Source organism: Pseudomonadales bacterium, assembly GCA_024234215.1.
Taxonomy (GTDB): Bacteria; Pseudomonadota; Gammaproteobacteria; order Pseudomonadales; family UBA5862; genus JACKOQ01.
Window position 1 is genome coordinate 54,396 of record JACKOQ010000006.1, and the last position, 24,107, is coordinate 78,502.

Consider the following 24,107-nt stretch of genomic DNA (forward strand, 5'->3'; position numbering starts at 1 on the left):
TCAATGCTCGCGGGTGGCGCGGAACTCGATCTTGGGCCAGCGCTCGCGCATCAGCTCCAGGTTGACCCGGCTCGGCGCCAGATAGGTGAGATGGCCGCCGCCATCGATGGCCAGCTGATCGGCCGCCTTGCGGCGGAACTCATCGAGGTGACGCTCGTCGGCGCAACTGATCCAGCGCGCGCTGTGGATGTTGACCGGTTCGTGGATGCAGTCGACGCCATACTCCTCGCGCAGCCGATAGGCCGCCACATCGAATTGCAGGCTGCCGACCGCACCCAGGATCAGATCATTGCTGTTGAGCGGCATGAAGAGCTGGGTGGCGCCCTCCTCCGACAGCTGGGTCAACCCCTTCTGCAACTGCTTCAGTCGCAGCGGATCGCGCAGCCGCACCCGCATGAACAGCTCCGGAGCGAAGTGGGGGATGCCAGTGAACTGCAGCGGCTCGCCGGTGGTGAAGGTGTCACCGATCTGGATGGTGCCATGGTTGTGCAGACCGATGATGTCGCCGGCATAGGCCTCTTCGGTCTGGCTGCGCTCGCCGGCCATGAAGGTGAGCGCATCGGCCACCCGCACCTCCTTGCCCAGACGGCTGTGGTAGAGCTTCATCCCCGGCTGATAGCGGCCGGAACAGATGCGCATGAAGGCGATGCGGTCGCGGTGACGCGGATCCATGTTCGCCTGAATCTTGAAGACGAAACCGCTGAAATTGGGCTCCGCCACCTCGACCAGCCGCTCCCTGGCCGCACGGGGTCGCGGCGGCGGCGCCTGCTCGATGAAGTCATTGAGCATCTCGCGCACACCGAAATTGCCCAGCGCGGTGCCAAAGTAGACCGGCGTCAGCTTGCCGGCCAGAAAGCGCTCGCGGTCGAACGGGTGGCTGGCGCCGCGCACCAGTTCGATCTGCTCCTTCAGCTCGGCCATCTCGTCGGCCAGCTCGGCTTGCGCCTGCGGCGAGTCGATGCCGACGATCAGCCGCTCATCGGCAATCGTGTGGCCCATGCCGGGCGTGTAGAGGTAGATCAGATCGCGTTCGAGGTGGTAGACCCCGCGAAAATGGCGGCCCATGCCGATCGGCCAGGTGATCGGGGCACATTCGATGCCGAGCACCTGTTCGATCTCATCCAGCAGTTCGATCGGCTCACGGATGTCACGGTCGAGCTTGTTGATGAACGAGAAGATCGGCGTGTCGCGCAGCCGGCACACCTCGAGCAGCTTGATGGTGCGTGCCTCCACCCCCTTGGCGCCATCGATCACCATCAACGCCGAATCGACCGCCGTCAGGGTGCGGTAGGTGTCCTCGGAGAAGTCGGCGTGGCCCGGGGTGTCGAGCAGGTTGATCACCCGCTCATGGTAGGGGAACTGCATCACCGAGGTGGTGACGGAGATGCCGCGCTCCTTCTCCATCTCCATCCAGTCGGAGGTGGCATGCCGCCCCGACTTCTTGCCCTTGACGGTGCCGGCCATCTGGATGGCATTGCCGAACAGCAGCAGTTTTTCGGTGATGGTGGTCTTGCCGGCATCCGGGTGCGAGATGATGGCGAAGGTGCGTCGACGCGAGATTTCCTGCAACACTGCGCTATTGGACATCAGGTCGGGGTTTCACTTTTGCAGATCGGACCGATCGGGGGCGGCATTCTCGCTGATCACAGGGTTGCGGACAACGCTGCGTGTTGGCCCAGTGGCTTTGGACATGCAGCGAGCTTCAGTATTGGCCGACGTCCCGGTTCAACCACCATTTTGTGGCGTAAAACGTGCCAGAACATGCCCGGCAATGCCTTTGGCAAGCTCTTCCTCGCCAAAGAAAACAGCACCAACGCCCTCTTTTCGCAGCATCATCGACTCCTCGTCGCTGTGGGTGCGCAAAACGATTTCAATGGCCGGATTGATGGCATGCGCCGTATCGGCCATCTGACGCAGGTTGAGCGGATCCGGGGTCGCCACCACCAGCATGACCGCTTCTGCGATATGTGCCTGGATCAGCACCGCCGGATCAGCGGCATTGCCTGAAATCGCCACGACCCCCTGTGTACGCAGTTTTTCCACCAGTTCACGATTCTGTTCGACCACCACGTAGGGAATGCCGCATGCTTCCAGTACATTGGCAATCCGCCTGCCAACCCGGCCATAACCGACCAGAACCACCTGCCCTGTCAGATGGCCCTGTTCAGTGTCTGGCGGCAGTTCGGCACTGGGGTCGATGCGTCGTTCCAGCTTTCGAGCAAGCACCGAACGCAGGAGAATCCAGTTCCGCATTGGCTCGACCAAGGCGAACAGAAGCGGATTCAAAGCGATGGAGATGAGTGCACCGGCCAGCACCAGACTCATGCCTTCGGCTGGCAGCAGCCCCAGCGACAGACCCAGTCCCGCCAGAATGAAGGAGAATTCGCCAATCTGCGCAAGACTGGCCGAAACAGTCAGCGCAGTGTTCAGCGGATAGCGAAATGCCAGCACGATGGCCAAAGCCGCAATCGATTTACCGACCATGATGATGGCCACGACACCCAGAACGTGTGCCGGTTGCTGCAGCAGGATCGAGGGTTCGAACAGCATGCCCACCGAAACGAAGAAGAGCACGGAAAACGCATCGCGCAGCGGCAGGGACTCCTGTGCCGCACGATGGCTGAACTCCGACTCGCGCATGACCATGCCGGCGAAAAAGGCACCCAGGGCAAATGAGACACTGAACAGCGCAGCCGCCCCGTAGGCAATGCCAATGGCGGTGGCGATGATCGACAGCGTGAACAGTTCACGTGAACCGGTGCGGGAAATCTGCCACAACATCCAGGGCAGTGCCCGCCGGCCAACGATCAGCATCAGCGCCAGAAAACCTCCTACCTGCAACAACGTTTCACCGATGGTGATCCACAAAGGATGGGGTGATGCAACTCGAACGACCGACGCCTCCCCTATGACACCGGCCAGGGGTGGCAACAAGACCAGGACCAGTACAGTGACGAGGTCTTCCACGACCAGCCAGCCCACGGCAATTCGACCATCCATGCTTTCCAGCACACCACGGGCCTCCAGCGCCTTGAGCAGAACGACCGTGCTTGCACAGGACAATGAGAGACCAAAAATCAGACCAGCTCCCCAGTTCCATCCCCACCACCAGGTCACGGCGATGCCGAGAATGGTGGCCAGACTCATCTGCGCGATGGCACCGGGCACAGCGATCGACTTGACCGCCAGCAGATCCTTGAACGAAAAATGCAGACCGACACCGAACATCAGCAGCATGACCCCGATTTCGGAAAGCTGGGAAGCCAGGTGCACATCGGCAACAAACCCAGGGGTGGCCGGCCCGATGAGGATACCTGCCAGCAGATAGCCAACCAGGGCAGGCACTTTGATCCGCTCAGCAAGAAAGCCCAGAATGAGTGCAACGCCAAAACCTGCTGCAAGTGTGGTGATCAGGGGAATGTTGTGCTCCATTCGTGCGTTTGTCTCATTTCAGATCGAAGGCAGGGCCCGGTGGATCGAAGCAGGCTCCCGCTTTAGGGGGTTGGAGAAGAGACACCACCTTGGATGCGCCGATTCAAAGACCATTTTTCAGGTTGTGCAAGGTCGGGATGGTGCCCGGGTTGCCAGGATCGAAGAGGCGTCATGAAGCAAAATTCAACCGGCTGTCTGCAGTGGCGACACCAGCAACTCGGTCTCTTCATGGCTGTAGGGCGGTACGCAGAGACAGAGCAGCACCAGCTCGACCTCGCCCGGATTGGTCAACGCATGGGGCACGCCTGCCGGAATGGCGACGGTGTCACCCGGTGTCAGTGCCAGCCGCTGCTCGCCCAACTGCATGAGGCCGGCCCCCTCGGTCACATGGTAGATCTCCTCGCTGCGCAGATGGCGGTGCAGCAGCGTCGACCCACCCGGCGGCAGCCGCGCCTCGGCCAGGCTCTGCCCCTGGTTGCCATGCACATCGGGATGCATCAGTTCACGAATGGTGGAGCCATCCTTGGTGACGTAGGGGATGGCGTCGATCCAGCGGGTTCGATTCATGGCGGCTCCAGTGGAATGGTCAGGATGGGTGGCCAAAGCCGGCCAGCGTCTCACGCAGCTCCGGCAACAGGCGGGCAACGCAGGCGCGGCCGATCTCGATCGCCTCGCTGGCACGGTAAAACTCCAGAATGCCGATCTCGCCAAGCCAGGGGGTCATGACCACCTCGGGCGGATCGCCCGCCATGCGGCTGCGAAAGATGCGCTCCTGCATGATGTTGAGCGAGATGGCAAGGGTCTCGAACAATCCCGGCATGGCTGGCCTGTCGACCTCGGCTGGCTGTGGAAACAGCAGCGCAGCCCGTTCGCGCAGCGTGCGCGACAGTGTGTCGAGCAGACTGGTGGAATCGCTCTGCGTCACCTCCCCAGCGGCGGAGGGCGACCACAGCCCGACCTGTCTGCGCCGCAGCAGTCCTTCGTTCAGACCCACCGCGATCACCACATCGGCGCGCAACACCCGGCAGAGCGAGACCGGCACCGGATTGACCATTCCACCATCGACCAGCCACTCGCCATGGCGATGCCAGGGCGGAAAGAGCCCTGGCAGGGCGATCGATGCCCAGACCGCCTCCAGCAGGGAGCCGTGCTGCAACCAGATCTCCTGCCCATTCATCAGGTTGGTGGCGACGCTGGCAAAACGCTTCTCCAACGTTTCGATGGCGGTCTGTTCGTCGGCCACATGGTGGATCAGTGCATCACGCAGCCGCGCAGAATCGGCCACCCCGTTCAGCGACCACTTCAATTCGAAAAAGCGTGCCACATCCCAGCGTGACAGCGAGGTGACCCACTGCTTCAGATCATCCAGTCGGCCATTGACATAGGCGGCCCCCACCAGCGCGCCGATCGAGCAGCCGGCCACCACTTCGGGCACAATGCCGGCCTCCTCCAGCGCCTCGATGACGCCGATATGAGCCCAACCACGGGCGGCACCGGCTCCCAGGGCCAGACCCAGCCGTGGCCTGGTGGACGAATTGAACATGGCAACCTTTTACAATTGTCGGAAAATGGCGCGGCAGACAACGATCGAGCAGCGGCACCCACCGGCAGGAGTGACAGAGATGGGCAGCAGTCGAAACCTTGAACCCTTCACCGGCCGCACGGGCCGACGGCTGCGACTGGCAACCTTCGCGCTGCTGCTGGCCACGGCAGCTTTGGCCGCCGAACCCGGCAGAGCCACCCCGGAGCCCTGGACAGTCAACTTTTATCTTGAGAACGATCTTTTCGTCAACACCGACAACGACTACACCAATGGCCTGCGCCTGTCGTTCATCTCACCCGATCTCGACAACTACCTGGATGATCCGACCCTGCCGCAGTGGGTCAGGGAGATCAACCGTCAACTGGCCTTCATGCATGGCTCGCTGCATGGCGTCGACCGCAATCTGGTGCTCGCGATCGGTCAGGCCATCTACACCCCTGCCGACCCGGTACCCGCCGGGCTGATCGTCGACGACCGCCCCTATGCCGGCTGGCTCTATGGCATGGTCGGCTATCAGACCAAGAAGCGCGACCGGCTCGATTCACTGGAACTGCACCTCGGCGTCGTCGGCCCCGCATCGCAGGCCGAGGCGGCGCAGGATCTGATCCACGGTCTGCGCCACATCGAGAAGTTCAACGGCTGGCACAATCAGCTCGACAACGAACCCGGGCTGATCGCACTGTACGAGCACAAGGACCGGCTGTTCAGACACCGTCTGCGCGACGGCTTCGGTGGTGACCTGATCGCCCATGGCGGCATCGCGCTCGGCAACGTCGCCAGCTACCTCAACCTGGGGGGCACATTGCGCCTTGGCCACAACGTGCCGGATGACTTCGGCAGTTCACCGATTCGCCCGGGTGGCGACAACAGCGCACCGGGCAGCAGCGCCCGACGCTATCTGAACAGCGACCACGCCTGGGGCAGCCACCTGTTCGCTTCGGTGGATGGGCGACTGGTCGGCCGCGACATCTTTCTGGATGGCAACACCTTTGAGGAGAGTCACCATGTGCACAAGGAGCGCTTCACCGGCGATCTTTCGGTCGGTGCCGTGTTTCACTTCCAGCGTTATCGAGTGGTCTTCTCGCGCGTCTTCACGGCTCAAGAGTTCGAAGAGCAGAGGCGCAGCCACTCCTTTGGCTCGCTGATGCTCTCCTATTTTCTGTAACCCGTCCCTCGCCTTCAGCTCAGCGTCGCCAAGGCCGCCGGGTTGAAGGGCTGGAACTGGTCGACCTCGCCGCGGTGCAGCTTGCGCGCCCAGTTCGGGTCGAGCAGCAGTGCCCGGCCAACCGCCACCAGATCGAATTCGCCGTGCTGCATCCGCTCCAGCAACTGGTCGATGCCAGCCGTACCAGCACCCTTGCCCATGAACGAGGCGATGAAGTCGTCATCGAGCCCCACGCTGCCGACGGTGATGGTCGGCTTGCCGGTCAGCTTTTTGGTCCAGCCGGCCAGGTTGAGCTCGGAGCCTTCGAACTCCGGCTGCCAGAAGCGGCGGGTACTGGCATGGAAGATGTCGACACCGGCCCGCGCCAGTGGCGTCAGAAACTGCTCCAGCTCCTCGGGCGTGTGCGCCAGTTTGGCCTCGTAATCCTGCTGCTTCCATTGCGAGAAGCGCAGGATGATCGGCAGATCGGGCCCCACCGCGGTACGGCAGGCCTCGATGATCTCCACCGCGAAACGGGTGCGTTTCAGCAGGCTGCCGCCGTAGGCATCGTCGCGCTGATTGGTCCCTTCCCAGAAGAACTGATCGATCAGATAGCCATGCGCGCCATGCAGTTCGATGGCATCGAAACCGAGTCGCCGGGCATGGCCCGCCGCCGTGGCAAACTGTCGGACCACCTGCTCGATCTGTGCGATGCTCATCGGCTGCGCAACCGGCTTGCCCGGTCCAGCCAGACCAGACGGCGAGAGCACCGGCGCATCCGGCTGCGGGCCGGTGCCGGCCTTGCGTGCAACCCCCTGATGCCACAGTTGCGGCGCGATCTTGCCACCGGCCGCATGGACCGCCTCGACCACCTTGCGCCAGCCGACCAGTGACGCCTCTTTGCAGAACGAAGGAATTTTGGGGTCATTGCTGGCACTGGCGTAATCGACCGTGGTGCCCTCGGTGATGATCAGCCCCACCTCGGCCTCGGCCCGGCGGCGGTAATAGCCCACCACCTCGTCGGTCGGTACGCCATCAGGCGAGTGGCTGCGGGTCATCGGCGCCATGACGATGCGGTTGGGGAGCTTCAGCGCCTTGAAGCTGAAGGGTGCAAACAGCAGATCATTCACTGGATTCATCGATCAGCTCCTTCATTCATTCTCGAAGTGGTGTGAAACCGTCGCCGCTTCAGCACGCCTGGTAGCGGTAGATGCCCTCGTCATCAATGGACCGCCTGATCTGCCCACGGTAGAGCAGGTAGTGCAGGTGGGCCAGCGTCTCGCCCAGTGCCAGCATCACATCGAAGCCGGAGAGTTCACGGTGGGCGAACATCGCCTGGGTCGCCACCATCGCGGTCTGCGGCGTCCGGCAGGTGTCGAGCATCAACTGGCAGCGCTCCTGGTGGTGCAGCTTCAACTGGGTCAGCCGGAACTGGATCTGCCGATAGGGCAGTTCATGCGCCGGCAGGATCAGACAGTCAGCGGGCAGTGCGTAGAACTGTTCGATCGATTCGAGGTAGAGCCCCAGCGGATCGCCGTGCGGCTCATCGGCCGAGACACCGATGGTGGGGGTGATGTAGGGCAGCACCTGGTCTCCGCCCACCATCAGATTCAGCTCCGGGCAGTGGTAGCAGGCATGTTCCGGCGAATGGCCACGACCGATGCAGACCACCCAGGTGCGTCCGCCGATCTCGATTCGATCGCCGCCGCGAACCCGCCGGTAACTCGGCGGCAGCGGGCCGACCATGTTCTGAAAGTAACCCTGCATCCGCCCCATCTTGCGCAGCCGGCTCACCGGAAAGCCGAGCCGCTCGAAATGTCTGGCCATCGCCGGCCGCGATGCGCCACCGGCACGCAGTTCGCCGATGTTGGCCTGCTGCCACTCTGCCTGCGTCATCCACAGCTCCACACCCCAGCGTTCGCACAACCAGCCGGAGGCGCCGATGTGATCAGGGTGGCAATGGGTCGCGAAGATGCGGGTGATCGGCCGGCCGCCAAGATGGTCATTGAAAATCTGCTCCCAGAAACCCTGGGTCTTGGCATCATTGATGCCGGTGTCGATGATCGCGAAACCCTCGCCATCCTCGACCAGCCAGAGATTGATGTGGGTCAGGCTGAACGGCAGCGGCATCCGCAACCAGTGGACACCCTCCGCCACCTGGCGCAGCGTTCCGCCTTGCGGTCCATCCTGGTAGGGAAAATTGAGATCGCCCTGCATTGATCGAGTTGCCTCCATGTCGAGTGGCTCGCTGCCGCCACGGCAGCAAAAAAGAGCACCGAAGTTACCACAGATCAGATTGGGCCGCCCGCTGAAGGTCGTTTTTTGTTCCGGGGCATCGGAGCGCGGCCACCGCCCTGAGCAACCACTGCTACACTTTCAAACATACCGTTTCGGTCGGACCATTCTGTTTGCCACACCATGTCATTGAACGATCTCCATCTGGCGCCAGGCATCGCACTGCAACTGCAGGTTCAACATCAGGAGGATGAACGTCTGGCCTCTCGCGTCATCGGCTATCTGACGGGCAAGTCCATACTGGTGACCACCCCCAAGGTGGCGGGCAGCTTCATGCCAGCCCGGGTCGGCTGGCCGGTCACCGTGCGCTACTTTGCGCACAACAACATCTACGCCTTCTCCACCCAGATCTGCCACATCTGCACCTACCCCTTTCCCTATCTGCACCTGAGTTACCCGGCCGATGTCGCCATCGAAAAGGTGCGCTCGGCCCTGCGCGCCCCCTGCGATCTGATGGCGACAGTGATCACCAATCTGGGAGAAGCAGACGAAGCGCGATTGCCGGCACACATTCTGGACATCAGTACCCGCGGAATGCGGCTGGAGACGACGCCCAACGCCTTGCAGGTGGGACAGCCGATACACATCGAAATGGAGCTGCAGATCGACGAGCACCGCTATGCGATGGCACCGGCCGGCACCATTCGCTCGATGAACGAATCAGGCAAGAGCACTCCAACTGCTGACGCTGAACGCAAAATCGGCTACGGCATCGAACTCGACACCTTGAGCCGAAACAATTATCTGGCCATCTACAGCTTCGTCCACGCCTGTCTGGCCATTGCCTGACCCCAGAGCAGCGCCCATCGGCCGCCTCAGCGTGCCACCGGCAGATGGCATGAGATCAGCTCGACCAGCAGCTCGACCTGAGAATCACCGGCGTTGAGCGCCGGAACGTAGTGGAACCGCTCGCCACCCTGCGAAAGAAAAAGCTGCCGATATTCATGGTCGATCTCATCGAGCGTCTCCAGACAGTCGAGCGAGAATGACGGCGAAATCACCTGCAGGTGCCGGACACCCTCTGCGGCCAGCGCCTTCACTGCTTCATCCATGTAGGGTTGCAGCCACTGCGCCGGCCCGAAGCGTGACTGGAACGCCACCTGCCACTGCCCCAGCTCCAGTCCCAGCGCCTGCGCCACTGCTTCAGCCGTTCGGTGACAGTGCCGTGCGTAAGGATCACCCTGGTCAACATTGGCCTGCGGAATGCCATGAAAGGAGAACAGCAGCCGCTCGGGTGTGCCGAACTGCTGCTGCGCTGTCCGCACCGATTGCGCCAGCGCCTCGATGTAGCGCGGATGGTCATGGTAATCCTTGACCAGGGTCAGACCGGGCAGATCCCGGCGCTGCCGCATCCAGCGTGACACCGCATCGAACACCGCCGCGGTGGTGGTGGCGGAATATTGCGGATAGAGCGGAATGACGATGACCTCATCACTGCCGGCTGCCATCAGTGCATCGAGCTGATCGGCAATCGCAGGCGCACCATAGGTCACTGCCGCACGCACCTCGATCCGATCTCCTCCGCTGCTCCCTGCATGAAACCGGGCCGTAACGGCCTCTCGCAACCGCTCGAGATGGACTTGCAGCGGCGCACCCTCGGCCATCCAGATGCGCTGATAGAGCCTGGCCACCCTGGGCGCGCGAAACGGCAGAATGAACAGATTGAGCAACGGCCACCACAGTGGTCGAGGAATCTCGACCACCCGCCGATCGCCCAGGAACGGGCGCAGAAAGCGGCGCACAGCAGCGGCATCGGGCGCGGCTGGCGAACCGAGATTGACCAGCAGAACGCCATATCGACGTGGTAATTGCGCCACTGAGGTTGGCTGCGGCATGGGAACAGAAGCAGTCGAACGCGATAATCAGCCGTGCAGGCGGACCACCTCAGCCGAGCGAACTCAGAATCGCCGCACGCACCTGGTCGACCTCACCCATGCCGTCGATGGTGTGATAGCGCAGCGAGGCGGATTGGGCCGCCCGTGTCCGATAGAAATCGACCAGTGGCCGGGTCTGCTCGTGGTAGATCTTCAGTCGATTGCGGATGGTCTCTTCCTTGTCATCATCGCGCTGGATCAACGGCTCACCGGTCACATCATCGAGGCCTTCGCGTTGCGGCCGGTTGAACAGCACATGGTAGACGCGGCCCGATTGCGCATGCACACGACGGCCACTGATGCGCCGCACGATCTCCTCGTCGTCGGCTGCGATCTCGACCACATGGTCGATCTGCACGCCGGCATCGACCATCGCATTGGCTTGGGGAATGGTGCGCGGAAAGCCATCAAACAGAAAGCCCTTCTGGCAATCTGGCTGTTCGATGCGCTCCTTCACCAGCGCAATGATGATCTCATCGGTGACCAGGGCGCCCGAATCCATCACCGCCTTGACCTGCTGCCCCAAGGGCGTGCCGGCCTTCACCGCCGCACGCAGCATGTCACCGGTCGAGATTTGTGGAATCGAGAAATGCTCGCAGATGAAACGGGCCTGAGTCCCCTTGCCCGCGCCCGGAGGACCCAACAGGATCAAACGCATGCCCATGCTCCAGAAGTTATTGATGAATTGGCCATTCGTCATGGAACGGGGGATTTTATCGCATCACCGGGGGGATTGATATTGAAAGCGACCGGGAGCCCACAGCTGCACTTCTGACCGCCAGCCATCGAGATCCTGTCACTGGTCGAGGATGCCGTGATCGGAGAAAATCAGCCCAGGTCGCGCTACACACTGCGCCTTGCGCCAAAGCAAACCCGCTGCCCACCCTCCACGAGATCCAACCGGTGACTCCAGGCTGTTTTTGTTCCTCTGCTGTCTCGCCTTGCCGGCACGACACAACCGCGCGGTTCACGGCATGAGCAGCACTGCTCCGGGCTTCGTCCATCTGCATCTGCACTCCGAGTATTCGCTGGTCGATGGCCTGATCGCCATCGATGCCTTGGTCGAACGGACGCGCGAGCTGGCGATGCCGGCCGTGGCCATCACCGACATCAGCAATCTGTTCGCGCTGGTGAAGTTCTATCGGGCAGCCCGTTCCGCCGGCATCAAACCGATCGTCGGCGCGCAACTGCTGGTCGAAAACCCGGAACAGCCCGGGCAGTTCGCGCCGCTGCTGTTGCTGGTGCGTGACCAGACCGGCTACCGCAACCTGACCACGCTGATCTCACGTGGCTATCTGGAAAACCGCCATCAGGGGCGCGCGCTGGTCAGGCAGGAGTGGGTCATGGAGGCCGCGCCCGGGCTGATCGCCCTGTCGGGTGGCCGTGATGGCGAGATTGGCCGGCTGCTGCTGAACGACCGGCCGGAACAGGCCGAAGCACGACTGAAGGCGTGGCAACAGGCCTTTGCTGACCGCTTCTATCTTGAGCTGACCCGCACCGGTCGAACGGATGAGGAGCTCTATCTGCAACGGGCGGTGGCGCTGGCGCAGCGGCTCGCCTGCCCGGTGGTGGCAACCAACGCGGTCTGCTTTCTCGACCGGGACGATTTCGAGGCCCATGAGGCGCGGGTCTGCATTCAGGAGGGGCGCACGCTCGACGATCCGCGCCGCCCCCGGCTCTACAGCGAGGCGCAGTACCTGCGCAGCCCACAGGAGATGGCCGAGCTGTTCCACGACCTGCCCGAGGCGCTGGAGAACAGCGTCGAGATCGCCCGCCGCTGCACGCTCGAGTTGCAGTTGGGCAAGAACTTTCTGCCGGACTATCCAGTGCCGACCGACGAAAGCGAAGAGGCCTTCTTTCGCCGGCTGGCCCATGAGGGGCTGATGCAGCGGTTCGCCCAGCAGTCGATCGATGATGAAGAAAAGCGCAAGAGCTATCTGCAACGCCTTGAATTTGAGCTGGATGTGATCGTGCAGATGGGTTTTTCCGGCTACTTTCTGATCGTGATGGATTTCATCCGCTGGGCGCGCGACAACGGCGTGCCGGTCGGCCCCGGCCGCGGCTCGGGCGCCGGTTCGATCGTCGCCTATGCATTGCGGATCACCGACCTCGACCCGATCGGCTACGAGCTGCTGTTCGAGCGCTTTCTGAATCCGGAGCGGGTGTCGATGCCCGATTTCGACATCGATTTCTGCATGGATGGCCGCGACCGGGTGATCCACTATGTCTCCGAACGCTACGGCCGCGAGGCGGTCTCGCAGATCATCACCTTCGGTACCATGGCGGCCAAGGCGGTGGTGCGTGATGTCGCCCGGGTGCAGGGCAAGCCCTACAGCCTGGGTGATCGCATCTCCAAGCTGATCCCGTTCGAGGTCGGCATGACGCTGGAGAAGGCGCTGAAACAGGAGCCGGCGCTGAAGGAGTTGATGGCGCAGAACGACGAGGTGGCCGAGATCATCGAGATGTCGTTCAAGCTCGAAGGCATCACCCGCAATGTCGGCAAACATGCCGGCGGCGTGGTGATCGCGCCAGGCCGGCTGACCGACTTCACGCCGCTCTATGTCGATGAGTCGGGCGGCAGCCTGGTGACCCAGTTCGACAAGGATGATGTCGAGGCGGCGGGTCTGGTCAAGTTCGACTTTCTCGGTCTGCGCACGCTGACCATCATCGACTGGGCAGTGAAGGCGATCAATCAGGCTCGCGCCAGTCAGGGCCAACCGCCGATCGCGATCGAAAGTCTGCCGCTCGACGACTCGGAGGTGTTCCGCTACCTGCAAGGTGGCGAGACCACGGCGGTGTTCCAGCTCGAATCGCGCGGCATGAAGGAGCTGATCCGCCGCCTGCTGCCCAACTGCTTCGAGGACATCATCGCGCTGGTTGCGCTCTACCGGCCCGGACCGCTGCAATCGGGCATGGTCGATGACTTCATCAATCGCAAGCATGGCCGGGCCGCCGTGCGCTACCTGCATCCAACCCTGGCGCCGATTCTCGCCAACACCTATGGGGTGATCCTCTATCAGGAGCAGGTGATGCAGATCGCCCAGGTGCTGGCCGGCTATACCCTGGGCAGCGCCGACATGCTGCGGCGGGCGATGGGCAAGAAGAAGGCCGAAGAGATGGCCGATCAGCGCAAGAGCTTCACTGCCGGGGCCAGCCAGCGTGGCGTGCCGCCGGCGGTGGCTGAGGAGATCTTCGACCTGATGGAGAAGTTCGCCGGCTATGGTTTCAACAAGTCGCACTCGGCCGCCTACGCGCTGATCTCCTACCAGACCGCCTGGCTCAAGCACCACTACCCGGCCTTCTTCATGGCTGCCGTGCTGTCAGCGGACATGCAGCACACCGACAAGGTGGTGCTGCTGGTGGAGGAGTGCCGCAAGATGGGGCTGCGGGTGTCACCACCCAACGTCAACCGCGGCGAATTCCGCTTCAGTGTCGATGTCGAGGAGGGGTCGATCATCTACGGGCTCGGCGCCATCAAGGGGCTGGGCGAGGGGCCGATCGACGCATTGAACAGTGCCCGCCGCAGCGGCGGCCGCTTCATCGACCTGTTCGACTTCTGCCGCCGCTGCGACAGCCACAAGCTCAACAAGCGAGCGCTCGAAGCGCTGATCAAATCGGGCGCCATGGATGAGCTGGGCAGCGACCGCGCCACCCTGCTCGCCACCCTGCCCAATGCCCTGCAGGCGGCCGAGCAGAGCGCCGCCAACAGTGCCAGCGGCACCCGCGATCTGTTCGGCGAACTGCTGCCGGGCAGCCTGATCAGCAGTCAACCGGTCATGCAGGTCAGCGCGCAGCGCTGGAGCCTGCGCGAGCAGTTGCAGGCCGAGAAGGAGACCCTCGGCCTCTATCTTTCCGGCCATCCGATCGAACAGTACCGTGACGAACTGCGGGCGATGAAGGTGACCCAGATCGCCGACCTGCAACCCGACAACGGTCCGCAGCTCTTCGCCGGACTGCTGCTGGGTGTGCGCACGCTGCGCAGCAAGCGCGGCGACACCATGGCCTTTCTGACACTGGATGACCGCACCGCCCGCATCGAGATCTCGCTCTTTGCCGATGACTATCAGCAGCAGCGCGACAAACTGATCAAGGATGAGATTCTGCTGATCGAGGCCAGCGTCAGCCTCGATGAGTACAACAGCAGCCTGAAGGCGCGCGCCAAGAGCCTCAGCACCCTCGACGAGGCACGAACACGCCTGGTTCGCCAGCTCGAACTCGATCTGCGGGGCGATGCGTTGCCGAACGACTTCGACCGCCAGTTCGCCGAACTGCTCGCCCCCTACCGCGGCGACGGCTGCCCGGTGCTGCTCAACTACCGCGGCGATGCAGTGGGTGGGCGCATCCATCTGGGCGCTGCCTGGCGGGTGCGTCCGACCGATCAGCTGCTCGAACGGCTGCGCGGCCAGTTCGGCATCGATCGGGTCAGAATGAGTTATCATTGAGCCCTTTTTGCGGACCTTCGGCGCTCTTGCCTGCCGACCGCATCAACCCTTCGGAACCGCCGGAACATGCACCTCAACCACCTCGATTTCGAACAGCCCATCGCCGAATTGCGCGCCAAGATCGAAGAGCTGCGCATGGTCGGCAGCGACAACGAGCTCAACATCAGCGACGAGATCGCCAAGCTCGAAGAGAAGAGCCGCAAGCTGACCGAATCGATCTTTGGCAACCTCTCGGCCTGGCAGATCGTGCAGATCTCGCGCCATCCACTGCGACCCTACGCCCTCGACTACATCAACCGCATCTTTGACGAATTCGATGAGCTGCATGGCGACCGCCACTTTCGCGACGACCCCTCGATCATCGGCGGTCTGGCGCGGCTGGATGGCGAACCGGTGATGGTGATCGCCCACGAAAAGGGCCGCGGCACCAAAGAGAAGATCCTGCGCAACTTCGGCATGCCGCAGCCCGAGGGCTACCGCAAGGCGTGCCGGCTGATGGAGCTGGCCGAACGCTTTTCGATTCCGATCATCACACTGATCGACACCCCCGGCGCCTACCCGGGCATCGAGTCTGAAGAGCGCGGACAGAGCGAGGCAATCGCCCGCAACCTGGCAGTGATGTCACGGCTGAAGACGCCGATTCTGGCCACCGTGATCGGCGAAGGGGGCTCGGGTGGCGCGCTGGCGCTCGGTGTCTGCGACCATCTGATGATGCTGCAATATGCCACCTACTCAGTCATCTCGCCCGAAGGCTGCTCGACCATTCTGTGGAAAAGCAACGAAAAGGCCGCCGAAGCGGCCGAACTGATGGCGATGATTGCGCCACGACTGAAAGAGCTGGGTCTGGTCGACCAGGTCATTCCCGAACCACTGGGCGGTGCCCACCGCGACTATGACGCCACCGCCGCCGCGATGAAGCATGCGCTGATCGAACGGCTCGCCGAGTTCAAACGTCATTCAGCCGAGGAGCTGGTCGAACGCCGCTACCGCCGCTACCTCTCCTACGGCCACTATGTGAACTGAGGCCAGCCGGCAGTGAGCGGCTCCTCGGTCGTCACCGCCCTCTCCCGCCATCTGGCGGCCGAACCCGCCCCGGCACGCTGGGTGGTCGCCTTCAGTGGCGGACTCGACTCGATGGTGCTGCTCCACGCCACCGTCCACTGTCTGGCACAGCGCCGGCTGCATGCCCTGCCCACGCAACCGCTGCATGCACTGCATGTCCAGCACGATCTGCACCCCGAGGCGGCCACTTGGGCCAGCCATTGTCGAGCGCTGGCACAACAGCTCGAGGTGCCCTTTCACCTGCGCTGCGTCGCGGTGGACAGATCAGGTGGCCGCGGCGTCGAAGCCGCCGCGCGCGAGGTGCGCTACCGCGCCTTCAGCGACTTCCTGCTGCCCGGCGACCAACTGCTGATGGCCCACCACCAGGATGACCAGATCGAAACCCTGCTGCTGCGACTGCTGCGCGGCAGTGGTCCGGCCGGAGTGTCCGGCATTCCTGCCCAGCGTCCACTCGGTCACGCCAGCCTGTCCCGCCCGCTGCTCGCCCTGCCCCGCGCGCAACTGCGCGCCTATGCCGATGCGGTCCAGCTGACCTGGATCGAAGATCCCTCCAACATCGACCCCGCATTCGACCGCAACTACCTGCGCCACACGCTGCGGCCTGCCATCGCCGCCCGCTGGCCCAACCATGCCCGGACCCTGCTGCGAAGTGCCGCGCTGGCCGCCGAAAGCGCACAACTGCTGCAACAACTGGCCGCGATCGACTTCTCAAATGCACCCCAACACCGTCTCGATCGTCTGCACATCCCCTCACTGCAACAGCTCGACGATGCGCGCCAGCGCAACCTGCTGCGCCACTGGCTGGGGCTGAATGGATTGCCGCTGCCCGACCACAACCGCCTGCAACGCATCCTGGACGAAGTGATGCCCGCCGCCGCCGACCGCCAGCCGCTGGTGAACTGGCCAGGGGTCGAAGTGCGCCGCTACCGTGATTTTCTCTACGCGATGCCGCCCCTGCCGCCGCCGGCCAGCACAATGGAACTGGAGTGGGATCTGAGCACAGCATTCCTGCAACTGCCCGACGGCAGCCGGCTCTGGCAGCAGTGGCAGGATGCAGGCGGCGTGGCACTGCGCCCCGGCATCCCCATCACCCTTCGCTTTCGGCACAGTGGTGACCCCACGCAGCAGGCTGACCGGCATCGCCTCAAGAGGCTGCTGCAACAGGCAGGGGTGCCTCCTTGGCTGCGCAGCCATATTCCGTTGATCTATCAGGACGACAGCCTGGTCGTCATTCCCGGCGTTGCCATCATGCCGGGCTGGCGCAGTGCAGCCGGAGCGGGTGGCCTGCACTTTCGCTGGCAACCGGCCGGCAGCCATGTGCTGCCTGCGTTCGCTGATTCCAGCGGACCGTGAAACGACAGCGATCATACGGTCAGATCGATTTCCGAAAGTTCCGACAGGGGCCCGCTTTTCAAACCCTCCGAACCACACCTCTCACAAGTGCTCCTTCTCAAAGTAACACCTGAGCAGAAAATCACCGGGTCATCGAAGAGGCGCAACGGGTGAAAACGCTGGAATAAAAAACACCGGCCATGGGCCGGTGTTGAATCAAGAAGGACTCCGTGAGGTCAATGAAGCCTGGCGTCAGCGCGCGCGGCGTGAAGTGCCTCGATCAGTTTGGCTTCCACCTTGGACAAACCGAAGTTATTCATCAGCTCAGCAGCCGTTGCGCCCATTTCCGCCACTTGGGCTGCCTGCAGATAGAGATTCTCGGCGCCACTCTTCGACTCAAGTTCATCATGCAGCATCCTGAGCTCTTTGACATTGCGTTCGATCAGATGCAGATTTCTCCCAAAACCAAAACTGCTCTGCTCAATGAGCGCTACAGTTTGAGCAAGCACTTTCAGATCCGATGTGATTTTTTTCTCAAACCTGCTGAATTGCATCCTGGCAAGCAGACAGGAGGCCAGGAGCGTTGAAAAAAACAGCAACAGCGCCGGCCACGACTGCTCAAGTGTCAACAGATCCGTCATGGCGATCTCCTCAATATCTCAACCGCCCCATTCGACGGCAACAACAGATCAGACCTTTTCCACCTCGAGCCACTCGTCTTCATTGAGAAGCTGATCGAGATCGACAAGAATATAGAGCTCATCATTCTTGCTGCAGACACCTTGAATGAATTTTGCATTGTCCATGCTTCCCACATTCGGCGCCGTTTCGATCTCTGACTGACGTATGTAGACCACCTCGGAAACACTGTCGACCAGAATGCCGATGATCTTCTGGCTGGTCTCGACGATCACAATTCGTGTATTGCTGGTGATCTCATCTTCTTTCAATCCGAAACGTGCCCGGGTATCAATGACCGTCACGATCTTTCCGCGCAGATTTATTATTCCAAGAACATAGGATGGTGCGCCAGGAACAGGGGCAATTTCAGTGTATCTCAGCACCTCCTGAACCTTCATCACATCGATGCAATAGGTCTCGCCATCCAGCTTGAAGCTGACCCATTGTATGACCTGGTCATAGGCGTTCTGTGCTGCAGCTGTATTCATCCGGGTATCCTCTATTCAATTTTTCATTCGACATGGATGGAACGGAAAAATTCCGCGTCCGGCTTTCTCAAAATATAGATCAACTTCAAGCCATCTCCAGTGCATTGCTCTCGACATCAGATCGGTGTGGATTTTTCAGCTCATGCCACAGGGCTTCATAGGCCTTGGCGCCGCGGCTCGATGGAAAAGCATTCGCAAGCGGTCGGCCCAGCAGGCTTGCTTCGCGAAACTTGGTGTCAACTGGAATTGAGCCGGACCAGATGTTCCTTCGATAATTGTCACGAAGTGCCTGCAAGCTGCGCAATGAGGCTTGGGTTCGACGATCGACCATTGTCGGAACGATCGTGTAGTCCAGCGGTTTTTTGCGGATCCGCGCCATCATCTCCAGCGAGCCGATCATTCGTTCGAGCCCCTTCAATGCAAGATATTCGGTCTGCACCGGAACCAGCAATTTATCGCACGCCGCCAGTGCATTGATCATCAGAATGCCCAGTGCCGGCGGTGTGTCGATGAAAATGTAGTCAAAATGGCTTCTCAATCCCTTCAACGCGCTGGAAATGACAAAACCCATGCCCTTCTGATCGAAAAGCTGCTTTTCAACTGTTGCAATGGCCGGCGACGATGGCAGCAGAACGAGGTTTTTCTCCTCCAGAGGAATCAGCATGTCAACGGCATCGATATTGCCGCCCGGAACAGGAAAAAGATGATAGCTGGTCGCATCGAGCAGTTCGGGTGTGAAACCAAAATAGCAGGTCAATGAACACTGCGGATCGATGTCGACCATCAACACTCTGGAACCATTTTTTGCCAGCAGGCCCGCCAGCGTGACCACGGATGTGGTCTTGCCAACACCACCCTTCTGATTCGCACTCGCGATGATCTCCATGACCGCTCTCCAAAAATGAAAACCTGTACCGACAAGGTCGTTAGTTCGAGTTTCCTGAGGCCGACACGGCAGGGTTTCTACCGATGACCTCTGGTCGCTGGACAGTTTCGCTCTTCTCACTGCCATCCAGCTTCATCACATCCCTGGACTGACCAGGAGAATCGACTGACAGATCAAGTTGTTTGCGCACCTGACGATCCGCTGAAATCACCAGCACCACCCGACGATTCCTGGCGCGCCCTTCACTGCTGCGGTTGTCGCCGACGGGTTGATACTCACCATACCCCACTGCTGCCATTCGCCTGGGATCGACACCATATTTCGTCAAAATCGTGACGATTCTGGCAGCCCGTGCCGCCGACAATTCCCAATTCGACGGAAATCTGGCGGTGTTGATCGGCAGATCATCGGTGAAACCCTCCACGCGGATCGCGTTGCCATATTCTCCCAATATCTGTGCCAACTTGAGGAAAATCGTGTTGGCCTCACCAATGGGCTCCGCTTCACCACTCTCGAACAGAATGTTCGAGTTGATCTCGATCTCAAGCCATCTGCCGTTTCCGGAAATGGTCAGAAGGTTTTCACCAATCAACTCTCCAAGTTTGACTTCCAGCTCTTTTTTGATCCCTTCCAGCTCCTCTTCGGCCTCATCGCCCTGCGCCTGCTCAATCTGATTGCCCGGGGAAAGTTTATGACCCTCCACCATCGAGGCCGGTTGCTCCCGGTTCAGCTCTCCAATCTGAATCGGTTTCAACGAAGTGGGTGGCACCGGAAATTGCACAGACCGCGTTCTGAATTCCTCGGTCATCGCTTCGGAGAGAACCTTCATCTTGCCCTCATTGACCGAAGAGACCGCATACATCACCACGAAGAATGCAAACAGCAGGGTAATGAAGTCAGCATAAGAGACCAGCCACCGTTCGTGGTTTTCATGTTCATGCTCGACATGACGCTTGGCCATCAGATTTCCTAGCTTAGATAGCCGGACAACTTGAGTTCGATGATGCGCGGATTTTCACCTTCGGCAATCGACAGCAACCCTTCGATCATCACTTCGTAGTAACGGCTTTGCGACTGGACCACGCTCTTCAATTTGTTTCCGACCGGAAGAAATATGAGGTTGGCCAGTGCCACCCCATAAATGGTGGCAACGAAGGCCACGGCAATGCCTGGACCCAATGCGCTTGGATCGGCCAGGTTGCCCATCACGTGGATCAGACCCAATACTGCACCAATGATCCCGACCGTTGGCGTGTAGCCCCCCAAGCCTTCATAGATCTTTGCCGAGGCCAGATCGCGCACTTCGATCTGATGCAGCTCAACCTCAAGAATCTCCCTGATGTCATCAGGTTCACCGCCATCGACCACGAGTTGCAGTCCCTTTTTCGCAAAGGGGTGTGGCTCATCCTCGGCAATGGCCTCCAGACCAAGCAGCCCCTCCTTTCGCGCAATCTGGCTCCATTCGATGATTTTCTGGATTGCCTCGTCGATGCGGACCGGAGGTGGCATGAAGACCCACGCCATCATCTTCAGTCCACGCAGAAACGTTGGCATCGGTGTTTGCAGCATGACAGCACCGAAGGCGCCACTGGCCACGATGATGATCGCCGGCAGGTTGAGCAGTGCACTGATGTGGCCGCCTTCGAGAAGGTTGCCGCCAATGATTCCGCCAAAACCGACGATGAGGCCGAGAATGCTCAGAATATCCATCAACACACCTCGGCAACGAGATGTTCGGACAACTCTGCAAGCGAGTAGACGTGATCGACGAGATTGGCCTTGCTGACCGCCATCGGCATGCCATAGATCACGCTACTGGCCTGATCCTGCGCCCACAGACGTGAATGGCTCTCTTTCAGCTGTTTTGCGCCCAGCAGTCCATCCTGACCCATTCCAGTCAAGACGACTCCCAGAACCGAGCCGGGAAAGGCCTGTGCGGCAGTCGAAAAGGCATGGTCAACCGATGGAGAGTAAATGTCATTCCGGCCTGGTTCGTTCAGATGGATACAGCCACCCTGCTGACCGGAGATGCTCAATATTTTGTTGCCCGGTGCCAGCAGCACCTCTCCAGAGCGCAATAGATCGCCTTCAGCGGCCTCCTTGACCTTGAGCTTTGAACTCTGGTTGAGCCGCTCCGCGAAAATTCCGGTAAATGTCTGCGGCATGTGGATGGCGACCACAATCGGCGCTGAAAAAGTCGCCGGCAGCTCCTGCAGGATTTTCTGAACCGCAACGGGACCACCGGTGGATGCGCCAATCACCACCAGACGTATTCTTTTCGTCGCGCTTCGCGCGGTAACTGGTCTTGCACTCCTTGTACCCACTCCATGGGCAAGGGCAGTGCGCCTCGCTCTGAAATTGCTGCTGGCCAGACCTTTGACGCGGCTGATCAAATCAGCGCGCTGCGCGCCATCCCGGCCGGCCAGCGCGATGGAATCCTTCGCGATGAAATCGACCGCGCCGGCCTCCAGTGAATCCAGCGTGACCTGCGTGCCTTCGGAGGTCATGCTGGAGAGCATCAGGATCGGCGTCGGACGCCGCTCCATGATTCCACGAACCGCCTGGATGCCGTCCATCATCGGCATCGCGTAATCCATGGTGACCAGATCAGGCGAAAATTCGATGGTCTTGTCGATCGCCTCCTGTCCATTCATGGCGGTGTCGACCACTTCGATCTCCGGATCGCTGCTCAATATTTCACACAGCCTGCGACAGAAAAATCGTGAGTCATCAACAACCAGAACTCGAATCGACATGACATCCTGCCCTTGCGGAATTCTCAACATGCACGCTCTGGGTTCATATCAGAAAGAATCCATTTGCGCAGCACAAGGATTCCGAACTGAATGATTCCAGACATGGAAATCAGGCATACTTCTTCAGGATTCCAGGAATATCCAGAATCAGGGCAATTCGACCATCTCCGGTAATGGTCGCTCCGGCCACACCCTGTGTGCCCACCAACATCGCACCCAATGATTTTATGACCACCTCCTCTTGACCAAGAAGCTGATCGACGACAAGCCCGATTCGCTGATTTCCAACAGTGACGATCACGACATGTGCATTCTCGACATTCCGTGTCTCTCCAGGGTTCTTGCACAGCCAGCGACCGAGATGAAAAAGCGGCAATGGCTTGTTTCTGACCAGAATGATCTCCTGACCATTCACGACATTGGTGTCGCTGAGATCGAGCATGAAAATCTCGTTGACATTGGCCAGTGGGAAGGCAAAGGCCTGATCCCCCAGCATCACCATCAGCGTCGGCATGATGGCCAATGTCAGGGGAACCTTGATGTCTATTTTCGTTCCACGACCCAACTCAGAGGTGATGAAAACCGAGCCATTCAATTGGCCAATCCGGGTCTTGACCACATCCATGCCAACGCCACGGCCAGAGATGTCAGAGATCTCACTCTTCGTTGAAAAACCCGGCGCGAAGATCAGATCGAAACATTCCGTGTCCGAAAGTCTTTCGGCCGCATCCTTGTCAAGCACACCACGCGCGACCGCGATGGCGCGCAATTTGTTGGGGTCCATGCCGCGGCCATCGTCGGTGATTGACAGGATGATATGGTCGCCCTCCTGCACTGCAGAAAGAACGATGCGACCCGCTCTGGATTTGCCCGACTCAACCCGCTCATCAGGCATCTCGATGCCATGATCAACCGAGTTTCTGACCATGTGAATCAATGGATCGGCCAGTGCCTCGACCAGGTTTTTATCCAGATCGGTCTCTTCGCCGATCATCTCCAGATTGATCTCTTTGCCCAGCGAACGCGCCAGATCCCTGACCACCCGCGGAAAGCGTCCGAACACCTTCTTGATCGGCTGCATTCGGGTCTTCATCACCGCATTCTGCAAATCCGCGGTCACCACATCCAGATGGGTGACGACCTTGCTCAACTCCTCATCATGGCTGTCGACACCGAGACGGACCAGGCGGTTTCTGACCAGCACCAGTTCGCCGACCATGTTCATGATGTCGTCGAGCCGATGCGTGTCGACCCGAACGGTGTTCTCGGCAGCGGCCGCCGGTGTCTCTTTTGCACTGGCGGCACTGACCGGCTCTGCCTTTTTCAGAATGCCAGAAGATGAAGATGATTCGAGGGCGGAAACCGGCGTCGAAACGACATCATTGTGCCGGGTTTTGCCGGACTTTTGCTCGAAAGTCGGACCTTTGCCCTTTCCATACAGGCCATCCAGCACCGCTTCGAACTCATCATCATTGATCAGATCACTGCCAGCCGCTTTGTTGTCGATTTTCACCCCGTCCGTTTTGATGGCCGGGACACCGCCATGTTTTCCCTTGCCATGCAACTGATCGAGCAGCATCTCGAACTCATCGTCGGTGATCTCATCACGCTCTGCTGCAGACAGACCTTGGGCGGCTGGTGCTTCGGCTTCATCCAGCATCTCGCGCAGCGCTTGCTCGACCACGTCATTGGCGCAACCAGCCACTTTTTTCTGCGGTACCGCAGCTGCCGGTCTGGCAGTTTCAACCTCCTTTTTGGGCGCCACGCACTCCTGTTCACCCTCAACCAGACGTTTGATTCGTGCCAGAAGTCCAGAATTGGCGGCAGCAAGCTCTTCGCGCTGCTGCAACTGCTGGTACATGACATTGATTGAATCAAGACCTTGCAAAGTCAGATCCATCAATTCGCCGGTGATTCTGCATTGTCCTTTGCGCAATGCATCGAACAGGTTTTCGGTAACGTGGCAGATCTCTACCAATGGTTTCAGACCAAGAAAGCCCGCACCGCCCTTCACGGTGTGAAAACCACGAAAAATCGAGTTCAGCAGATCAATGTTGTCGGCATCACGCTCAAGCGCCACCAGTTGCTCCGAGAGCTGCTCAAGAATTTCTCCAGCCTCCAGCAGAAAATCCTGCAAAATTTCTTCATCTTCATGGTTCATGATGCTGCCCC

General features: G+C 60.4%; 20 protein-coding genes. 5 read left to right on the forward strand and 15 right to left on the reverse strand.

Annotation, left to right across the window (positions count from 1 at the left end):
- From H7A13_10930 to rssA, 4 genes are all read right to left on the reverse strand, one after another.
- Nucleotides 1-1,587, reverse strand: coding sequence for a peptide chain release factor 3 (locus H7A13_10930; protein ID MCP5333848.1), 1,587 nt, complete (start codon nucleotides 1,585-1,587; stop codon nucleotides 1-3).
- 138 nt (nucleotides 1,588-1,725) lie between these two features.
- Entirely contained in the window at nucleotides 1,726-3,432 is a 1,707-nt protein-coding gene (locus tag H7A13_10935; protein MCP5333849.1) for a Kef family K(+) transporter, read from the reverse strand.
- Nucleotides 3,433-3,615: 183 nt separating this feature from the next.
- Nucleotides 3,616-3,999 (reverse strand): cupin domain-containing protein, encoded by a 384-nt coding sequence (locus H7A13_10940; protein ID MCP5333850.1) that lies wholly within the window; start codon nucleotides 3,997-3,999, stop codon nucleotides 3,616-3,618.
- A 19-nt stretch (nucleotides 4,000-4,018) separates the two neighbouring features.
- Nucleotides 4,019-4,975 carry a patatin-like phospholipase RssA gene (gene rssA / locus H7A13_10945; GenBank protein MCP5333851.1) on the reverse strand — a complete coding sequence of 319 codons (957 nt, stop codon included), beginning with the start codon at nucleotides 4,973-4,975 and terminating at the stop codon, nucleotides 4,019-4,021.
- Between the two features lie 79 nt (nucleotides 4,976-5,054).
- On the opposite strand from rssA, the gene H7A13_10950 reads away from it, so the two are divergent.
- Nucleotides 5,055-6,140: a lipid A deacylase LpxR family protein gene (locus tag H7A13_10950; GenBank protein ID MCP5333852.1), complete on the forward strand. Its 1,086-nt coding sequence runs from the start codon at nucleotides 5,055-5,057 to the stop codon at nucleotides 6,138-6,140.
- Between the two features lie 14 nt (nucleotides 6,141-6,154).
- Here the strand turns inward: H7A13_10950 and H7A13_10955 are convergent, their stop codons facing one another.
- Nucleotides 6,155-7,258: an NADH:flavin oxidoreductase gene (locus H7A13_10955; protein MCP5333853.1), complete on the reverse strand. Its 1,104-nt coding sequence runs from the start codon at nucleotides 7,256-7,258 to the stop codon at nucleotides 6,155-6,157.
- 49 nt (nucleotides 7,259-7,307) lie between these two features.
- Nucleotides 7,308-8,336, reverse strand: coding sequence for an MBL fold metallo-hydrolase (locus tag H7A13_10960; protein ID MCP5333854.1), 1,029 nt, complete (start codon nucleotides 8,334-8,336; stop codon nucleotides 7,308-7,310).
- Between the two features lie 201 nt (nucleotides 8,337-8,537).
- Between H7A13_10960 and H7A13_10965 the strand changes: the two genes are divergently transcribed.
- Nucleotides 8,538-9,203: a flagellar brake protein gene (locus H7A13_10965; GenBank protein ID MCP5333855.1), complete on the forward strand. Its 666-nt coding sequence runs from the start codon at nucleotides 8,538-8,540 to the stop codon at nucleotides 9,201-9,203.
- 26 nt (nucleotides 9,204-9,229) lie between these two features.
- Here H7A13_10965 and hemH read toward each other — a convergent pair whose 3' ends face one another.
- Together hemH and adk are read right to left on the reverse strand one after the other, a co-directional pair.
- Nucleotides 9,230-10,249: a ferrochelatase gene (hemH, locus tag H7A13_10970; GenBank protein MCP5333856.1), complete on the reverse strand. Its 1,020-nt coding sequence runs from the start codon at nucleotides 10,247-10,249 to the stop codon at nucleotides 9,230-9,232.
- A 49-nt stretch (nucleotides 10,250-10,298) separates the two neighbouring features.
- Complete coding sequence (gene adk / locus H7A13_10975) at nucleotides 10,299-10,946, reverse strand: adenylate kinase (protein MCP5333857.1); 648 nt, start codon at nucleotides 10,944-10,946, stop codon at nucleotides 10,299-10,301.
- 316 nt (nucleotides 10,947-11,262) lie between these two features.
- Here adk and dnaE point away from each other — a divergent pair, with 316 nt between their 5' ends.
- The 3 genes from dnaE (at nucleotide 11,263) to tilS (ending at nucleotide 17,145) form a co-directional block, all read left to right on the forward strand.
- Entirely contained in the window at nucleotides 11,263-14,730 is a 3,468-nt protein-coding gene (dnaE, locus tag H7A13_10980) for a DNA polymerase III subunit alpha (GenBank protein ID MCP5333858.1), read from the forward strand.
- Nucleotides 14,731-14,796: 66 nt separating this feature from the next.
- Complete coding sequence (locus H7A13_10985) at nucleotides 14,797-15,753, forward strand: acetyl-CoA carboxylase carboxyltransferase subunit alpha (GenBank protein ID MCP5333859.1); 957 nt, start codon at nucleotides 14,797-14,799, stop codon at nucleotides 15,751-15,753.
- Between the two features lie 12 nt (nucleotides 15,754-15,765).
- Entirely contained in the window at nucleotides 15,766-17,145 is a 1,380-nt protein-coding gene (gene tilS, locus H7A13_10990; GenBank protein MCP5333860.1) for a tRNA lysidine(34) synthetase TilS, read from the forward strand.
- 215 nt (nucleotides 17,146-17,360) lie between these two features.
- Here tilS and H7A13_10995 read toward each other — a convergent pair whose 3' ends face one another.
- The 7 genes from H7A13_10995 to H7A13_11025 all read right to left on the reverse strand — a co-directional run bounded on the left by H7A13_10995 (nucleotide 17,361) and on the right by H7A13_11025 (nucleotide 24,096).
- A complete protein-coding gene (locus H7A13_10995; GenBank protein ID MCP5333861.1) occupies nucleotides 17,361-17,765 on the reverse strand; it encodes a DUF2802 domain-containing protein in 405 nt (134 codons plus the stop codon).
- A gap of 48 nt (nucleotides 17,766-17,813) precedes the next feature.
- Nucleotides 17,814-18,293: a chemotaxis protein CheW gene (locus tag H7A13_11000; protein MCP5333862.1), complete on the reverse strand. Its 480-nt coding sequence runs from the start codon at nucleotides 18,291-18,293 to the stop codon at nucleotides 17,814-17,816.
- Nucleotides 18,294-18,378: 85 nt separating this feature from the next.
- Nucleotides 18,379-19,179, reverse strand: coding sequence for a ParA family protein (locus H7A13_11005; GenBank protein MCP5333863.1), 801 nt, complete (start codon nucleotides 19,177-19,179; stop codon nucleotides 18,379-18,381).
- A 40-nt stretch (nucleotides 19,180-19,219) separates the two neighbouring features.
- Nucleotides 19,220-20,140, reverse strand: coding sequence for a flagellar motor protein MotD (gene motD / locus H7A13_11010; GenBank protein MCP5333864.1), 921 nt, complete (start codon nucleotides 20,138-20,140; stop codon nucleotides 19,220-19,222).
- 8 nt (nucleotides 20,141-20,148) lie between these two features.
- A complete protein-coding gene (locus tag H7A13_11015; GenBank protein MCP5333865.1) occupies nucleotides 20,149-20,889 on the reverse strand; it encodes a flagellar motor protein in 741 nt (246 codons plus the stop codon).
- Entirely contained in the window at nucleotides 20,889-21,935 is a 1,047-nt protein-coding gene (locus tag H7A13_11020; protein MCP5333866.1) for a chemotaxis response regulator protein-glutamate methylesterase, read from the reverse strand. The genes H7A13_11015 and H7A13_11020 overlap by 1 nt, the downstream gene beginning before the upstream one ends.
- Before the next feature lie 109 nt (nucleotides 21,936-22,044).
- Nucleotides 22,045-24,096 (reverse strand): chemotaxis protein CheA, encoded by a 2,052-nt coding sequence (locus H7A13_11025; protein MCP5333867.1) that lies wholly within the window; start codon nucleotides 24,094-24,096, stop codon nucleotides 22,045-22,047.
- Between the last annotated feature and the right edge of the window lie 11 nt (nucleotides 24,097-24,107).

Excerpts from the sequence above, each read along its gene's own strand:
- H7A13_10930 (MCP5333848.1), bottom strand. The coding sequence starts at position 1,587 with ATGTCCAATAGCGCAGTGTTGCAGGAAATCTCGCGTCGACGCACCTTC.
- H7A13_10935 (MCP5333849.1), bottom strand. The coding sequence starts at position 3,432 with ATGGAGCACAACATTCCCCTGATCACCACACTTGCAGCAGGTTTTGGC.
- H7A13_10940 (MCP5333850.1), bottom strand. The coding sequence starts at position 3,999 with ATGAATCGAACCCGCTGGATCGACGCCATCCCCTACGTCACCAAGGAT.
- rssA (MCP5333851.1), bottom strand. The coding sequence starts at position 4,975 with ATGTTCAATTCGTCCACCAGGCCACGGCTGGGTCTGGCCCTGGGAGCC.
- H7A13_10950 (MCP5333852.1), top strand. The coding sequence starts at position 5,055 with ATGGGCAGCAGTCGAAACCTTGAACCCTTCACCGGCCGCACGGGCCGA.
- H7A13_10955 (MCP5333853.1), bottom strand. The coding sequence starts at position 7,258 with ATGAATCCAGTGAATGATCTGCTGTTTGCACCCTTCAGCTTCAAGGCG.
- H7A13_10960 (MCP5333854.1), bottom strand. The coding sequence starts at position 8,336 with ATGCAGGGCGATCTCAATTTTCCCTACCAGGATGGACCGCAAGGCGGA.
- H7A13_10965 (MCP5333855.1), top strand. The coding sequence starts at position 8,538 with ATGTCATTGAACGATCTCCATCTGGCGCCAGGCATCGCACTGCAACTG.
- hemH (MCP5333856.1), bottom strand. The coding sequence starts at position 10,249 with ATGCCGCAGCCAACCTCAGTGGCGCAATTACCACGTCGATATGGCGTT.
- adk (MCP5333857.1), bottom strand. The coding sequence starts at position 10,946 with ATGCGTTTGATCCTGTTGGGTCCTCCGGGCGCGGGCAAGGGGACTCAG.
- dnaE (MCP5333858.1), top strand. The coding sequence starts at position 11,263 with ATGAGCAGCACTGCTCCGGGCTTCGTCCATCTGCATCTGCACTCCGAG.
- H7A13_10985 (MCP5333859.1), top strand. The coding sequence starts at position 14,797 with ATGCACCTCAACCACCTCGATTTCGAACAGCCCATCGCCGAATTGCGC.
- H7A13_10995 (MCP5333861.1), bottom strand. The coding sequence starts at position 17,765 with ATGACGGATCTGTTGACACTTGAGCAGTCGTGGCCGGCGCTGTTGCTG.
- H7A13_11000 (MCP5333862.1), bottom strand. The coding sequence starts at position 18,293 with ATGAATACAGCTGCAGCACAGAACGCCTATGACCAGGTCATACAATGG.
- H7A13_11005 (MCP5333863.1), bottom strand. The coding sequence starts at position 19,179 with ATGGAGATCATCGCGAGTGCGAATCAGAAGGGTGGTGTTGGCAAGACC.
- motD (MCP5333864.1), bottom strand. The coding sequence starts at position 20,140 with ATGGCCAAGCGTCATGTCGAGCATGAACATGAAAACCACGAACGGTGG.
- H7A13_11015 (MCP5333865.1), bottom strand. The coding sequence starts at position 20,889 with ATGGATATTCTGAGCATTCTCGGCCTCATCGTCGGTTTTGGCGGAATC.
- H7A13_11020 (MCP5333866.1), bottom strand. The coding sequence starts at position 21,935 with ATGTCGATTCGAGTTCTGGTTGTTGATGACTCACGATTTTTCTGTCGC.
- H7A13_11025 (MCP5333867.1), bottom strand. The coding sequence starts at position 24,096 with ATGAACCATGAAGATGAAGAAATTTTGCAGGATTTTCTGCTGGAGGCT.